Origin of the sequence: Pseudomonas sp. FP597, assembly GCF_030687435.1 — a bacterium.
In the GTDB taxonomy this organism is placed as follows: Bacteria; Pseudomonadota; Gammaproteobacteria; order Pseudomonadales; family Pseudomonadaceae; genus Aquipseudomonas; species Aquipseudomonas lactucae.
The window spans coordinates 6273164-6285558 of the sequence record NZ_CP117432.1 but is presented as its reverse complement, the minus strand read 5'-3'; the positions used below and the strand labels follow the sequence as shown (position 1 = coordinate 6285558).

General features: G+C 60.4%; 14 protein-coding genes and 1 pseudogene. 10 read left to right on the top strand and 5 right to left on the bottom strand.

Features of this window, described 5'->3' with window-relative positions; genetic code table 11:
* Positions 1 to 160: 160 nt before the first annotated feature.
* Positions 161 to 412 carry a TIGR02647 family protein gene (locus tag PSH66_RS28935; protein WP_003176865.1) on the bottom strand — a complete coding sequence of 84 codons (252 nt, stop codon included), beginning with the start codon at positions 410 to 412 and terminating at the stop codon, positions 161 to 163.
* A gap of 95 nt (positions 413 to 507) precedes the next feature.
* Positions 508 to 792 carry a hypothetical protein gene (locus PSH66_RS28930; protein WP_003176864.1) on the bottom strand — a complete coding sequence of 95 codons (285 nt, stop codon included), beginning with the start codon at positions 790 to 792 and terminating at the stop codon, positions 508 to 510.
* A gap of 125 nt (positions 793 to 917) precedes the next feature.
* On the opposite strand from PSH66_RS28930, the gene PSH66_RS28925 reads away from it, so the two are divergent.
* Entirely contained in the window at positions 918 to 1577 is a 660-nt protein-coding gene (locus PSH66_RS28925; RefSeq protein WP_003176863.1) for a glutathione S-transferase family protein, read from the top strand.
* Between the two features lie 52 nt (positions 1578 to 1629).
* Here the strand turns inward: PSH66_RS28925 and argH are convergent, their stop codons facing one another.
* A complete protein-coding gene (argH, locus tag PSH66_RS28920) occupies positions 1630 to 3024 on the bottom strand; it encodes an argininosuccinate lyase (protein ID WP_003176862.1) in 1395 nt (464 codons plus the stop codon).
* Between the two features lie 390 nt (positions 3025 to 3414).
* Between argH and PSH66_RS30290 the strand changes: the two are divergent.
* The 8 genes and pseudogenes from PSH66_RS30290 to PSH66_RS28885 form a co-directional block, all read left to right on the top strand.
* A pseudogene (locus tag PSH66_RS30290) lies at positions 3415 to 3531 on the top strand (sensor histidine kinase); the annotation flags it as partial.
* On the top strand, positions 3528 to 4274 hold the full coding sequence (locus PSH66_RS28915) for a LytTR family DNA-binding domain-containing protein (RefSeq protein ID WP_003176861.1): 747 nt from the start codon (positions 3528 to 3530) through the stop codon (positions 4272 to 4274). The pseudogene PSH66_RS30290 and the gene PSH66_RS28915, both read left to right, overlap by 4 nt.
* Positions 4275 to 4412: 138 nt before the next feature.
* A complete protein-coding gene (gene hemC, locus PSH66_RS28910; RefSeq protein WP_305428087.1) occupies positions 4413 to 5354 on the top strand; it encodes a hydroxymethylbilane synthase in 942 nt (313 codons plus the stop codon).
* Positions 5351 to 6109: a uroporphyrinogen-III synthase gene (locus tag PSH66_RS28905; RefSeq protein WP_141062871.1), complete on the top strand. Its 759-nt coding sequence runs from the start codon at positions 5351 to 5353 to the stop codon at positions 6107 to 6109. Before hemC ends, PSH66_RS28905 begins: the two co-directional genes overlap by 4 nt.
* 18 nt (positions 6110 to 6127) lie before the next feature.
* Positions 6128 to 7243, top strand: a complete 1116-nt coding sequence (locus PSH66_RS28900; RefSeq protein WP_003176858.1) for a uroporphyrinogen-III C-methyltransferase — start codon at positions 6128 to 6130, stop codon at positions 7241 to 7243.
* 5 nt (positions 7244 to 7248) lie between these two features.
* On the top strand, positions 7249 to 8490 hold the full coding sequence (locus PSH66_RS28895; RefSeq protein ID WP_003176857.1) for a heme biosynthesis protein HemY: 1242 nt from the start codon (positions 7249 to 7251) through the stop codon (positions 8488 to 8490).
* Between the two features lie 235 nt (positions 8491 to 8725).
* Positions 8726 to 9247 (top strand): disulfide bond formation protein B, encoded by a 522-nt coding sequence (locus PSH66_RS28890; RefSeq protein ID WP_305428085.1) that lies wholly within the window; start codon positions 8726 to 8728, stop codon positions 9245 to 9247.
* 209 nt (positions 9248 to 9456) lie between these two features.
* Positions 9457 to 9915 (top strand): Rsd/AlgQ family anti-sigma factor, encoded by a 459-nt coding sequence (locus tag PSH66_RS28885; protein WP_003176855.1) that lies wholly within the window; start codon positions 9457 to 9459, stop codon positions 9913 to 9915.
* A gap of 53 nt (positions 9916 to 9968) precedes the next feature.
* Here PSH66_RS28885 and PSH66_RS28880 read toward each other — a convergent pair whose 3' ends face one another.
* Positions 9969 to 10646 (bottom strand): FKBP-type peptidyl-prolyl cis-trans isomerase, encoded by a 678-nt coding sequence (locus PSH66_RS28880; RefSeq protein ID WP_003176854.1) that lies wholly within the window; start codon positions 10644 to 10646, stop codon positions 9969 to 9971.
* Positions 10647 to 10838: 192 nt separating this feature from the next.
* On the opposite strand from PSH66_RS28880, the gene PSH66_RS28875 reads away from it, so the two are divergent.
* Positions 10839 to 11924, top strand: coding sequence for an AlgP family protein (locus PSH66_RS28875; RefSeq protein WP_141062872.1), 1086 nt, complete (start codon positions 10839 to 10841; stop codon positions 11922 to 11924).
* On the opposite strand, the gene PSH66_RS28870 is transcribed toward PSH66_RS28875, so the two are convergent.
* On the bottom strand, positions 11921 to 12382 hold the full coding sequence (locus PSH66_RS28870; protein WP_141062873.1) for a TIGR02444 family protein: 462 nt from the start codon (positions 12380 to 12382) through the stop codon (positions 11921 to 11923). The genes PSH66_RS28875 and PSH66_RS28870 overlap by 4 nt on opposite strands.
* Between the last annotated feature and the right edge of the window lie 13 nt (positions 12383 to 12395).

Below are 12395 nucleotides of genomic sequence, written 5' to 3'. Positions count from 1 at the left end.
CGGCGGCTCGCAGGGCCCGACGTGGGCGGCCGTGTAGGAGTTTACAGTCAGTGGCGTAGGAGTTTTAGAGAGAAACAGCGTTTGACGTCAGAATTTTCTCACGAACACAGCAACGCCCTCGGAATCCGCACCGGGCGGACTCCATGGGCGGTATTCGGTATCAGGCGGCTTCTTTTTTCGTTGTGTTCAGAATCGTCAGCAGGCTTTGGGTGTGTTGAGCTGCATCCCGACCAAGACTGGTCAGGTATCCACCATCGGGTTGGGTAATCAGTTCTTTGTCAAAAAGACGCTTGGCAGCGGCGATGGCAGTGGCAGCGGCGGTCTGGTGGACTTTCAGACCTTCCTGGGAGCTGTCCAGATTGAAGAGTGCGAGGATTTCCAGTTCGGCAACCAACTCAGGGGTATACGACATAAGGACTCCAGACTTTCTAAAATTTATTAGAGGCTAGCAGGCCATAAGGTGAACGCACTTTGCCGAACTGTCCAGTGTGTTGCAGCGTGTTGGATTTATTGCTTTTCGGGCGGCAACTCCGGCAGGGCACGCAGTGCTGTTTCATACCATTCGGTATTGAAGGCGCGGTCCTCTTCCAGCAGCGCATCGATCTCTACCGCGAGCACATGGGCCATCAGTTGCAAGATATCTTCACGCTCGTAGCCCACCAGGGTCAGTTTGTTGAACGTGGCCTTGGCGGCGGGCGGGTTGTCGCTTTCAATCTGGTTTTCGATCGCTTCGATCAGCGTGGTTTCGGTGAATTCTTCTTCGTCGTTATCGATATCGGTCGGCTCGCTCATGGCAGGCTCCTTAAGGAAAGGGAACCAGTCTACCGCCATTCAGCCAGGTGATGCTGCTGGCAAGGGCGGTCCCGGGGGTCTATAACGCTTGCAGCCAACCCCGCACACGGCCTGGAGGCTTTGCGATGCTCAAGCTTTACGGATTTTCAGTCAGTAACTACTACAACATGGTGAAACTGGCGCTGCTGGAGAAAGGACTGCCGTTCGAAGAAGTGCCTTTTTTTGCCGGACAAACCCCTGAAGCCCTGGCAGTAAGCCCGCGCGGCAAGGTGCCGGTGCTGGGCGTGAAGCAGGGGTTTATCAACGAAACCAGCGTGATCCTCGAATACATCGAGCAGACCCAGCAAGGGCCTGCGCTGCTGCCGGCCGACCCGTTCCAGCGCGCCCAGGTGCTGGCGCTGTGCAGGGAAATCGAGCTGTACATCGAGTTGCCCGCCCGTGCGTGTTTCGGCGAGGCATTTTTTGGCATGCAGGTGCCGGAGGCGATCAAGGAAAAATCCCGGACGGAATTGCTGCTGGGTGTTGGTGCGTTAGGCCGGCACGGCAAGTTCGCACCGTTTGTGGCGGGCGATAGCTTTACGATTGCGGATCTGTATTTCATGTACAGCTTGAACCTGGCCTGCGGTGTGGGCGAGAAGCTGTTCGGGCTGGACCTGTTGGCTGAGTTGCCGAAGGCGAAGGCGTTGCTTGGACGCCTGAATGAAATGCCCAACGCTCAGAAGGTGGAGGCCGACAGGCAGGCGGCGATGCCGGGGTTCATGGCGATGGTTGCGGCCAAAAAGTAATCAAGTGTGGGAGGGGGGCAAGTCGAATCGTCGCACCGCCCTCCCACATTTTTCAGCGGCTGGCGAGCAGCGCCTGGCCGCGCACGACCGCGGCCTTCACCTGGCCCGGTGCCGTGCCGCCCACATGGTTACGGGCATTCACGGAGCCTTCCAGGGTCAGCACGGCAAACACATCCTGCTCGATCTGGTCGCTGAACTGGCGCAGCTCTTCCAGGCTCATTTCCGCCAGGTCCTTGCCGGTATCCACGCCGTATTTCACGGCATGGCCGACGATTTCGTGGCAGTCACGGAACGGTAGGCCACGACGCACCAGGTAGTCCGCCAGGTCAGTCGCCGTGGAGAAACCGCGCAACGCCGCTTCACGCATGATGGCGTGCTTGGGCTTGATCGCCGGGATCATGTCGGCAAAGGCACGCAGCGAGTCGCGCAGGGTATCGGCGGCGTCGAACAGCGGTTCCTTGTCTTCCTGGTTGTCCTTGTTGTAGGCCAGAGGCTGGCCTTTCATCAGGGTCAGCAGGCCCATCAGTGCGCCGAAGACTCGGCCGCTCTTGCCACGTACCAGTTCCGGCACGTCGGGGTTTTTCTTTTGCGGCATGATCGAGCTGCCGGTACAGAAGCGGTCCGGCAGGTCGATGAACTGGAATTGCGCGCTGGTCCACAGCACCAGCTCTTCGGAGAAGCGCGACAGGTGCATCATCGCGATGCTGGCGGCGGCGCAGAATTCGATGGCGAAGTCACGGTCCGACACGCCATCCAGGGAGTTGCCACCGACGGCATCGAAACCCAGCAGTTGTGCGGTGTACTCACGATCGATCGGGTAGGTCGTGCCGGCCAGTGCAGCGCTGCCCAGGGGCATGCGGTTGGCGCGCTTGCGGCAGTCCACCAGGCGCTCGTAATCGCGGCTGAGCATTTCGAACCAGGCCAGCAGGTGGTGGCCGAACGTCACAGGTTGTGCGGTCTGCAGGTGCGTGAAGCCGGGCATGATGGTGTCCGCTTCACGCTCGGCCTGCTCCAGCAGGCCTTGCTGCAGGCGGGTGATTTCGGCCAGGATCAGGTCGATTTCATCGCGCAGCCACAGGCGGATATCGGTGGCCACCTGATCGTTACGACTGCGACCGGTGTGCAGCTTCTTGCCGGTCACACCGATGCGGTCGGTGAGGCGGGCCTCGATATTCATGTGCACGTCTTCCAGGTCGACGCGCCAGTCGAACGTACCGGCTTCGATCTCACCGCGGATGGTGGTCAGGCCGTCGATGATGGCGTCGCGCTCGGCATCGGTCAGCACGCCGACTTTGGCCAGCATCGTGGCGTGGGCGATAGAGCCCATGATGTCATGGCGGTACAGGCGCTGGTCGAAGGTGACGGAGGCGGTGAAGCGGGCGACGAAGGCGTCGACGGGTTCACTGAAGCGGCCGCCCCAGGACTGGTTGGTCTTGTCGGTGCTCATGGGTTCGCTCGTGGTCTGCTTAATAAAGAGGCATGGAAGTGTGTCGGCGATAATAACAGGGTTGCCCGTGGACGCGGTGCTGCGGGTTGGCGGCATTTTTATTTGTGCAAAGGATGGCTAAGTGCCTTGCCGTCGAACGCGTCCGGGACGAGACTGGAGGCAGGGACTAATTGAAACGATATTTGACGATTGAGCAATATCGTCGCAGTGAGCGTCTACAGTTGGACTGATAGTGTGTGAATGCACCAAAGTCAGGTCGTGCGGTCAGAACCTGACTATCCATTGATAAGGGGGGTATTCGGATTGTGCATCAGCAAACCTTACGACGATGCCCGACGGCAGCAGGTCTTGGGCGCTAGTGAACAGGTCCGGGTAAATTTGGGTGCCGCTGTCAGGGCACTTTTTGCCGCTCGCGCTAGTCTTAGCGTGGATCGCTGTGACGCAAGTCACCGCACCTGTCTACGCTATCCTTGTGCGAGACTCACGCAGGAATCCAGCGCAATATGAATGTCCTGATCGTTGATGACGAACCCCAAGCCCGCGAGCGACTGAGCCGTTTGGTCAGTGAACTCGAGGGTTATACAGTCCTTGAACCGAGCGCTACCAACGGCGAGGAGGCATTGACGCTGATCGACAGCCTCAAGCCGGATGTGGTGCTGCTCGATATCCGCATGCCGGGCTTCGATGGTCTGCAGGTTGCCGCCCGCTTGAGTGAGCGCGAATCGCCACCCGCAGTGGTGTTGTGCGCCGCCGAGGACGAATTCGACGCGCAAACGCTTGAAGCCAGCGGCGTCAGTTTTGTGGTCAAGCCGGTGACTGCCGACGCCTTGCTCAAGGCCTTTAAAAAAGCCGAGCGCCCCAACCGCGCCCAGCTTGCCGCCTTGACCCAGCCGGCCGCCCAAAGCGGGAACGGGCCACGTAGCCATATCAGCGCACGTACCCGCAAAGGCATTGAGCTGATTCCGCTGAACCAGGTGGTCTACTTTATCGCGGATCACAAATACGTGACCTTGCGCCACGAGGCCGGTGAAGTACTGCTTGATGAGCCGCTCAAGGCCCTTGAGGATGAGTTTGGCGACCGCTTCGTGCGTATTCACCGCAATGCCCTGGTGGCCCGCGAGCGCATCGAGCGTCTGCAGCGTACGCCTCTGGGGCACTTTCAACTGTTTCTCAAAGGGCTTAACGGCGATGCGCTGATTGTGAGTCGACGACACGTTGCCGGCGTGCGCAAGATGATGCAGCAGCTTTAACCTCAGGCCTGTGACACAGCCTGCAGCCCTTTTCCCGGTGCAAGGTGGCCAGGGAGGCCCCGCACTTGCTGATTCAAATCAAGGCGTATTTGCCTGAGCTGTTATTATCTGCCGTATCTATTCAGTACGGATTGATCCATGTCCTCTCGCGAAATCCGCATCGCCACCCGTAAAAGCGCACTTGCCTTGTGGCAGGCCGAATATGTCAAAGCGCGCCTTGAACTCGCCCATCCGGGCCTCAAGGTGTCCCTGGTGCCCATGGTCAGTCGCGGCGACAAGCTGCTTGATTCGCCGCTGTCGAAGATCGGCGGCAAGGGCCTTTTCGTCAAGGAACTGGAAACCGCACTGCTGGAAAACGAAGCCGACATCGCCGTGCATTCGATGAAAGACGTGCCCATGGACTTCCCGCAGGGTCTGGGGCTGTTTTGTATCTGCGAGCGCGAAGACCCACGCGACGCCTTTGTTTCCAACACCTACACGTCTCTGGATGAATTGCCGCCGGGCAGCATCGTCGGCACGTCGAGCCTGCGTCGCCAGGCCCAGTTGTTGACGCGTCGCCCGGACCTGCAGATCCGCTTTTTGCGCGGTAACGTCAACACCCGCCTGGCCAAGCTGGATGCCGGCGAATATGACGCGATCATTCTCGCTGCCGCCGGTTTGATCCGACTGGGGTTCGAAGACCGCATCACCTCGGCCATCAGCGTCGAAGACAGTTTGCCCGCTGGCGGCCAAGGCGCGGTAGGTATCGAATGCCGCACCGCCGACAGTGAAATCCACGCGTTGCTCAAGCCGCTTGATCATCACGATACCGAGGTGCGCGTCACCGCCGAGCGCGCGTTGAACAAACACCTCAATGGCGGCTGCCAAGTGCCGATCGCCTGTTACGCCGTGCTCGAAGGCGACAACATCTGGTTGCGTGGCTTGGTGGGCGACCCCGACGGTGGCACCCTGTTGACCGCCCAAGCGCGCGGCCCGCAGGCTGAAGCGACGGCCTTGGGCATCCAGGTGGCGGAGGAGCTGCTGGAGAAAGGCGCGGGCGCCATTTTGCAAAAAGTCTACGGCGAGGCAGGTCCGCAGTGACCGACTGGCGAGTGCTGCTGACCCGGCCGGCGCAGGAGTCCAGGGCCCTGGCGGCGTCGTTGTCCGAAGCCGGAATTTTCAGTAGCAGCTTGCCCTTGCTGGACATTGAGCCCTTGCCGGTAACGCCCGAGCAACAAGCGGTGTTTCATGATCTGGGGCGTTATTGCGCGGTCATCGTGGTCAGCAAACCTGCTGCGCGCCTTGCCTTGCAGCAGTTGGATCGGCACTGGCCACGACTGCCCTGGTTCAGCGTGGGCGCGGCGACGGCGCAGGTGCTGGTCGATCATGGCCTGAACGTTCACTTCCCCGAAACCGGCGATGACAGCGAGGCGTTGCTTCAATTACCTGCGTTGCGCGAGGCTGTTGCCCGTCACGATGCCCGGGTGTTGATCCTGCGGGGCGAGGGCGGGCGCGAGCTGCTGGCTGAGCGTTTGCGCGAGAGAGGTGCTAGTGTCGACTACCTGGAGTTGTACCGCCGTTTTCTTCCGGCCTACGACGCTGGGGTACTGATCCGGCGCATCCAGTTGGAACGCTTGAACGGCGTGGTGGTCAGCAGTGGGCAGGGTTTTGTGCACCTGCAGGCCCTGGCCGGAGTTGATTGGCCACAGGTGGCGAAGCTGCCGTTATTCGTGCCCAGCCCGCGTGTCGCCGAGATGGCGCGGGCTGCCGGTGCAGAAAAAGTTGTGGATTGTCGCGGCGCGAGTGCCGCGGCTTTGTTAGTGGCGATAGGGAGCTATCCCGTTCCCACTCTCTGATACGCAAAGGACGGATACGTGAGCGAAACAGCCTTGCCCAAAGATGAAACCCAACCCGCACTTGATGCGCCGGTTGAGTCACCGGTCACCGCGCCGCGCCGTGGCAATGGCCTGGCAGTTGTCGCCCTGCTGTTAGGGGCTGCTGGTGTCGCCGCTGGCGGTTGGGGGATCTGGCAGGTCCGTGCCCTGCAAGCCAGCAGCCAGCAACAGCTGGGCCAGGTGCAGACCCTGGATGACCAGTCCCAAACCCTCAAGCAGAGCCAGCAACAGCTCGCCGCGCGTCTGGCGCAGTTGCCTGGCGCAGACGAGTTGGAAGAACGCCGACGCTTGGTGGCCCAGTTGCAGGGCGATCAGCAGCGGTTGAGCCAGCGCCTGGAAACCGTGCTGGGGGCCAGCCGCCAGGACTGGCGCCTGGCTGAAGCCGAGCACTTGATTCGCCTGGCGAGCTTGCGCCTGTCTGCCTTGCAGGATATCAACAGTGCACAGGCGCTGGTGCAAGGCGCCGATGAGATTCTTCGCGAGCAGAGCGATCCGGGTTCCTATGCCGCCCGTGAACAGTTGGCCAAGAGCCTGGCTTCACTGCGCAGCACCGAACAGCCGGATCGCACCGGGCTGTATCTGCAATTGGCCGCCCTGCGCGATCAGGTGGTGCAACTGGCGGCCATTGCGCCTGAATATCAACTGACCGAGCCTGTGTCCGAGGGACGCCCGACCACCGATACCGATAGCCGCTGGCGTGAGTGGTGGGAACAGATCTCGCGTTACTTCCGCATCGACTTCAACCCCGACGATAACATCCGTCCGTTGCTGGCCGGGCAAGGCCTGAACCAAGTACGCCTGGCCCTCAGCCTGGCCCTGGAACAAGCGCAATGGGCGGCGCTCAATGGCGAGTCGGCGGTGTATAGCCGCTCGTTGGGCGAGGCGCGCAGCGTGTTGCAGGACAATTTCAACCAGGACAACCCACAGAGCAAGGCGATGCTGGCGCGTATCGCCGAGCTTGAGCCCAAAGCCGTCTCGGTGGTCACGCCAGACCTGGCCGCCAGCCTGGCCGCGGTACAGGCGTACCTTGAACGTCGTCATCTGTCTGCCGTCGAAGCCAAGGCTTCGGCTGGCAAGCCGGCGACCCAGGAGTAGAGCCGATGAAGCGTTTCTATATGATCCTGGTGCTGGTGATCGCAATCGCTCTGGCACTTGCTGTGGGCATTTCGAAACACACCGGCTATGTGCTGATTACCTACCCGCATGTGCTGCACTATGAGTCGAGCCTGTGGGCCACCCTGGTGGCGGTGTTTGCCATCGGCCTCGCGATCTACGTGATACGCCTGCTGCTGAGCCTGGTCACTACCTCGGGCGGTGTGGTCAACCCCTGGTCGCGACGTAACCGCAGTCGTCGTGTGCAGATCGCCATCGAGCAGGGCCAGATGGACCTCGCCGAAGGCCGCTGGGCCAGTGCCGAGCGCCACCTGCACCGCGCCGCCGAAGCCGAGCGCCAGCCGTTGTTGTACTACCTCGGCGCCGCGCGGGCGGCGAATGAGCAGGGGCGTTACGAAGAGTCGGACGGTTTGCTGGAACGTGCCCTGGAACGTCAGCCACAGGCCGAGCTTGCGGTTGCCCTGAGCCATGCGCAATTGCAGTTGGACCGTGGCGACACTGACGGTGCGCTGGTCACCCTGCAGGCCATGCACGAGCGCCATCCCCACAACGCCCAGGTATTGCGCCAATTGCAGCGCCTGCATCAGCAGCGAGGCGACTGGTCATCGGTGATCCGCCTGCTGCCGGAACTGCGCAAGGACAAGGTGCTGCCTGCCGGTGAGCTGGCGGAGCTGGAGCGTCGCGCCTGGGGTGAAAACCTGAGCCTGGCGGCCCAGCGCGAAGAGCAGGGCGAAGCCGGTTTGCAATCCCTTGAGCGGGCCTGGCAGCAACTCACCTCCGCTCAGCGCCAGGAACCGCAATTGGTTCTGGCCTATGCCGAACAACTGCGCCAGTTGGGCGCAGACGCCAAGGCCGAGGAGGCGTTGCGCGGTGCGCTCAAGCGCAGCTATGACAGCCACCTGATTCGCCTTTACGGCTTGCTGCGAGGCAGTGATCCGACGCGCCAGTTGAAGTTTGCCGAAGGCTGGCTCAAGGACCATCCGGGCGATGCGAGCCTGTTGCTGACATTGGGCCGCCTGTGCCTGCAAAACAGTCTGTGGGGGAAGGCGCGGGATTATCTGGAAAGCAGCCTGCAGGTTCAGCGCAATCCAGAAGCCTGTGCCGAGCTGGCACGCCTGTTGGCACAGTTGGGTGATACCGAGCGCAGCAACCAGCTGTTCCAGGAGGGTCTGGGGCTGCTGGACAACCGCTTGCTGGCGTCGCCATTGCCGGTCCCCGCGCGAGTCTGATGTAGGAAAGAGGTGGTGGGATGGCTCGGGCGTGTCGCAGAGCCATCCCTTTGATGCCCCATTTAAGGCGGGCAAGCCTCCAGCAGGCAAAGTCCTACCACTAAATGCACAAAATCATCCAGGTTCTGACGGCATATCCCTAGGCTCTCGCGGAATTGTCTGCTCTGGCGCGTATTGAAAGCAGTCAGGCCTTTCCTCTACCGTAACGACCTATCTTTTGCGGTACGGATAAACAATGTCTTTGGCCCCTTTACGCTCCTTGTTTCTCCTGGCGTTCCTGGCTGGTGCGCTGACATTGGGCACGTCTTTTTATCTTGAATACGGCGCGCTGCTGCGTCCCTGTTTCCTGTGCCAAATGCAACGTGTGTTCCTGGCGGTCTTTACCCTGATCAATCTGGTCGCGGCCATTCATAACCCCAGGCGTTTCGGCATCTACCTTTACGGTGGGGCGAGCATGGCTTGCGCGTTGCTCGGCGCGATTACCGCCGTACGCCAAGTGCTGCTGCAAAATGCCGCACTCGATCAACCTGCCGATTGTTGGCCCAGCGTGCACTATATGATTGAAAGCCTGTCGCTGTGGCAGGCATTGCAGGCAACGGTCAAGGGCACTGTTGACTGTGTGGAAATCAACTGGACGCTGTTTGACCTCAGCCTTCCCGAGTGGAGCCTGCTGTTTTTCGTGGGGATGTTGATCCTGGGGATTATGCAGTTCTCACGGCTGTTGATTAGCCGGCATTTGCGCCCGGCAAGGCAGTGAAACCGGCTTGTGGTTTGTAGGACGGGATTAAACACTTGTATGAACTTTCTCTCCTGCGTACCTTGAAGCCATAGTCACGCGGGCATAATCTGGCCCGCATGCGTTATTTGAACCGGTTGTCAGATGCGGCCTTGTCCCGCTGCTGCTTTATCCTTGAAGTGTTGCGCGGGCATCAGGCGGCAGCGCCCCAATAGGGAAGAGAGATCATCATGCTGGAAAGTTGTCAGAATGCTCAGGAACGTTGGGGTGGGGTGCACAAGCTGATCGACAGCTGGTTGAAGGCACGTCATGAACTGGTTCGGGCCTTTGATGCGCTTGGCGCCAAGCCCGAGACATTGGCTGAAGATCGCGAAACGCTGCAGGATTTTTGCGCTGTCTTGGTGGACTACGTGTCGGCTGGCCATTTTGGCGTCTACGAACAACTGACCAAGGAGGCGGAAGCTTTCGATGATCAACGTGGTCTGGACTTGGCCGAGACCCTTTACCCGCGCATCGATGCCATCACCGAGAAACTGCTGGCGTTCACCGATCTGTGTGATGCCGGCAAGTGTGTTGCCGAAAAATTCAAAGAGTTGGGCGCACTGCTTCACGAGCGTTTCGAACTGGAAGATTGCCTGATCGAAGTGCTGCACAACGCTCACAAGGAAGAGTCTGCCGCTCAGGCTTGAACCCTGGTGGCGAGGAAAAAACGGTGCGCATGTCGCACCGTTTTTTTATTGGGTCAGGGGCGAGTACCGAGCAATTCGATCTCGAATACCAATGGCGTATAAGGCGGAATCAGCTCACCCGCACCCTCGGCGCCATAGGCCTGGGCCGATGGAATGACCAGGCGCCATTTCGCTCCCACCGGCATCTGCTGCAACGCGCTGCTCCAGCCGCTGATCACGCTGTCCAGGCGAAACCACTGGGGCTGCGTGCTTTGATCGAACACCGTGCCATCGGGCAATCGACCTACGTATTTCACCTGGACCTGATCGCTGGCTGTCGGCTTGTTACCGGTGCCTGGGGTGAGTTCGGTGAGCAGGATGCCGTCCGCCAATTCGCGCACACCCTTTGACGATTTTTCCTGGGTTAAAAATTGCTGTTCAGCCGCCAGTGCTTTTTCGCTTTGCGCCACCTTCGCATCGGCTTCATTTTGCGCTTCGTGCTCGGCAAGAATCTGCTCGATACGTGCGTTGTCCAGCGCCAGTGGCTTGCCTTGATAGGCTTGCTTGAGTCCGTCGATCAGGGCCTGGATCTGCAGGTCGGGGACTTCCTGGCGCAGCCGTTCACCGAGGCTGGCGCCGAGGCTGTAGGCGAGGTCGTGCTGGTCTTGGGCGGTGGTTTTTGGCGGCGATTGTTCGCTCGCATTGGCCACTGATATCGCCAAGCCAAGCACAAGAAAAAGGTAACGCAACATGGGCATTCTCCCGCCGAAAGTGCGACGGATTATGCCAGTGTGAAGCGGTAAAAAGTGCCGCGTATTTTTGTTATATGAATAAGAATTTTCACAGGGTGCAACGCAACGCAAACGATACTGTCAACATGGCCTAGCGGCGGTAAGAGCAGAGGGCTAGTATGAGCCGCACCCACGTCAGCCAGGAGGTAAACCATGTCGGCCAAACAGAAGCCTGTTAATACCCCGTTGCACTTACTCCAACAACTGTCGGGCAGCCTGCTCGAACATCTGGAAAGCGCCTGTTCCCAAGCGTTGGCCGATGCAGAAAAACTGCTCGCCAAGCTGGAAAAACAGCGCGGTAAAGCGCAAGAAAAGCTGCACAAATCCCGCATTAAACTGCAAGACGCCGCCACTGCCGGCAAGGCCAAGGCACAAGCCAAAGCCAAAGACGCTGTCAAAGAACTTGAGGACTTGCTCGACGCCCTCAAGGATCGCCAAGCTGAAACTCGCGCCTACATTTCCCAACTCAAAAAAGATGCTCAGGAAAGCCTGAAACTGGCCCAGGGCGTTGGCCGTGTAAAAGAAGCTGTAGCGAAAGTGCTGGGCGCGCGTACGCCTGCAAAAGCTGTTGCGGCGAGCGCTGCGAAAAAGCCAGCTGCCAAACCGGCCGCGAAGCCAGTTGCTAAAACTGCTGCCGCCAAACCAGCTGTCAAAGCCGCTGCTGCGAAACCAGCCGCCAAGCCAGCGGCCAAAACCGCCGCTGCGAAACCAGCCGTCAAGCCAGCTGCTAAAACCGCTGCTGCGAAACCAGCCGCCAAGCCAGCGGCCAAAACCGCTGTTGCCAAACCAGCCGCCAAGCCAGCGGCCAAAACCGCCGCTGCGAAACCAGCCGTCAAGCCAGCTGCTAAAACCGCTGCTGCGAAACCAGCCGCCAAGCCAGCGACCAAAACCGCTGCTGCCAAACCAGCCGCCAAGCCAGCGACCAAAACCGCTGCTGCCAAACCAGCCGCGAAGCCAGCGGCCAAAACCGCTGCTGCTAAACCGGCCGTGAAGCCAGCTGCCAAAACCGTCGCTGCCAAATCGGCCGCGAAGCCAGCTGCCAAACCAGCTGCTGCGAAACCAGCCGCCAAGCCAGCCGCTAAACCTGCTGTTGCCAAACCCGCTGTCGCCAAACCAGCTGCTGCAAAGCCAGCACCGGCCAAACCTGCGACCCCGGCGACCGCCACCGCTCCAACCGCATCGGCCAGCAGCACGCCTGCACCGGTAGCGCCAAGCACCACGCCAACCAGCGCTTCCTAAGTGCCGGTGGCCACGATGCGCAGCTGCTGCAGCGCGTCGTGGTCAAGGTTGGCGGCAGCCTCAGCCGCCAGTCCTTCAAGCCACTTCTGATGACCTTCACCTGTCGGCCATGTCTGTGCCAGCCCTTCCAGCCGTGTCAGCAAGACGCGCTCCGCATCCAGCTCCAGGGCTTTGACCCGTTCCCGTAACGCCGCCAGTGGCTTATCCTGCTGCGCCGTGGCGCGCCATTGCATGCGCATCCGCCGCAACGGTTCGACCACTTGTACCTGCCAGGGCCCGGCGATCTGCTTCAGCGCTCTCATGCGTTCGGGGGTCACGGCCACGCCTCGTTGCTCCAGCCAGGCTCCACACAGCATCAGGCACACGTCAGCGCCTTGTTCCTGCAAACGCAGGCAAGCCGCTTCGATACCCGGACGGGCGTAGGTCGAGAGGGCAAAGCTCCACAGGTCAGCGTACATATTCACACCCAAG

What these genes read in the sequence shown, in the direction of transcription:
- argH (WP_003176862.1), bottom strand. Translation starts at nt 3,024, where the DNA reads ATGAGCACCGACAAGACCAACCAGTCCTGGGGCGGCCGCTTCAGTGAA.
- PSH66_RS28870 (WP_141062873.1), bottom strand. Translation starts at nt 12,382, where the DNA reads ATGTACGCTGACCTGTGGAGCTTTGCCCTCTCGACCTACGCCCGTCCG.
- hemC (WP_305428087.1), top strand. Translation starts at nt 4,413, where the DNA reads ATGTCCTCTCGCGAAATCCGCATCGCCACCCGTAAAAGCGCACTTGCC.
- PSH66_RS28890 (WP_305428085.1), top strand. Translation starts at nt 8,726, where the DNA reads ATGTCTTTGGCCCCTTTACGCTCCTTGTTTCTCCTGGCGTTCCTGGCT.
- PSH66_RS28915 (WP_003176861.1), top strand. Translation starts at nt 3,528, where the DNA reads ATGAATGTCCTGATCGTTGATGACGAACCCCAAGCCCGCGAGCGACTG.
- PSH66_RS28935 (WP_003176865.1), bottom strand. Translation starts at nt 412, where the DNA reads ATGTCGTATACCCCTGAGTTGGTTGCCGAACTGGAAATCCTCGCACTC.
- PSH66_RS28930 (WP_003176864.1), bottom strand. Translation starts at nt 792, where the DNA reads ATGAGCGAGCCGACCGATATCGATAACGACGAAGAAGAATTCACCGAA.
- PSH66_RS28925 (WP_003176863.1), top strand. Translation starts at nt 918, where the DNA reads ATGCTCAAGCTTTACGGATTTTCAGTCAGTAACTACTACAACATGGTG.
- PSH66_RS28895 (WP_003176857.1), top strand. Translation starts at nt 7,249, where the DNA reads ATGAAGCGTTTCTATATGATCCTGGTGCTGGTGATCGCAATCGCTCTG.
- PSH66_RS28880 (WP_003176854.1), bottom strand. Translation starts at nt 10,646, where the DNA reads ATGTTGCGTTACCTTTTTCTTGTGCTTGGCTTGGCGATATCAGTGGCC.
- PSH66_RS28885 (WP_003176855.1), top strand. Translation starts at nt 9,457, where the DNA reads ATGCTGGAAAGTTGTCAGAATGCTCAGGAACGTTGGGGTGGGGTGCAC.
- PSH66_RS28875 (WP_141062872.1), top strand. Translation starts at nt 10,839, where the DNA reads ATGTCGGCCAAACAGAAGCCTGTTAATACCCCGTTGCACTTACTCCAA.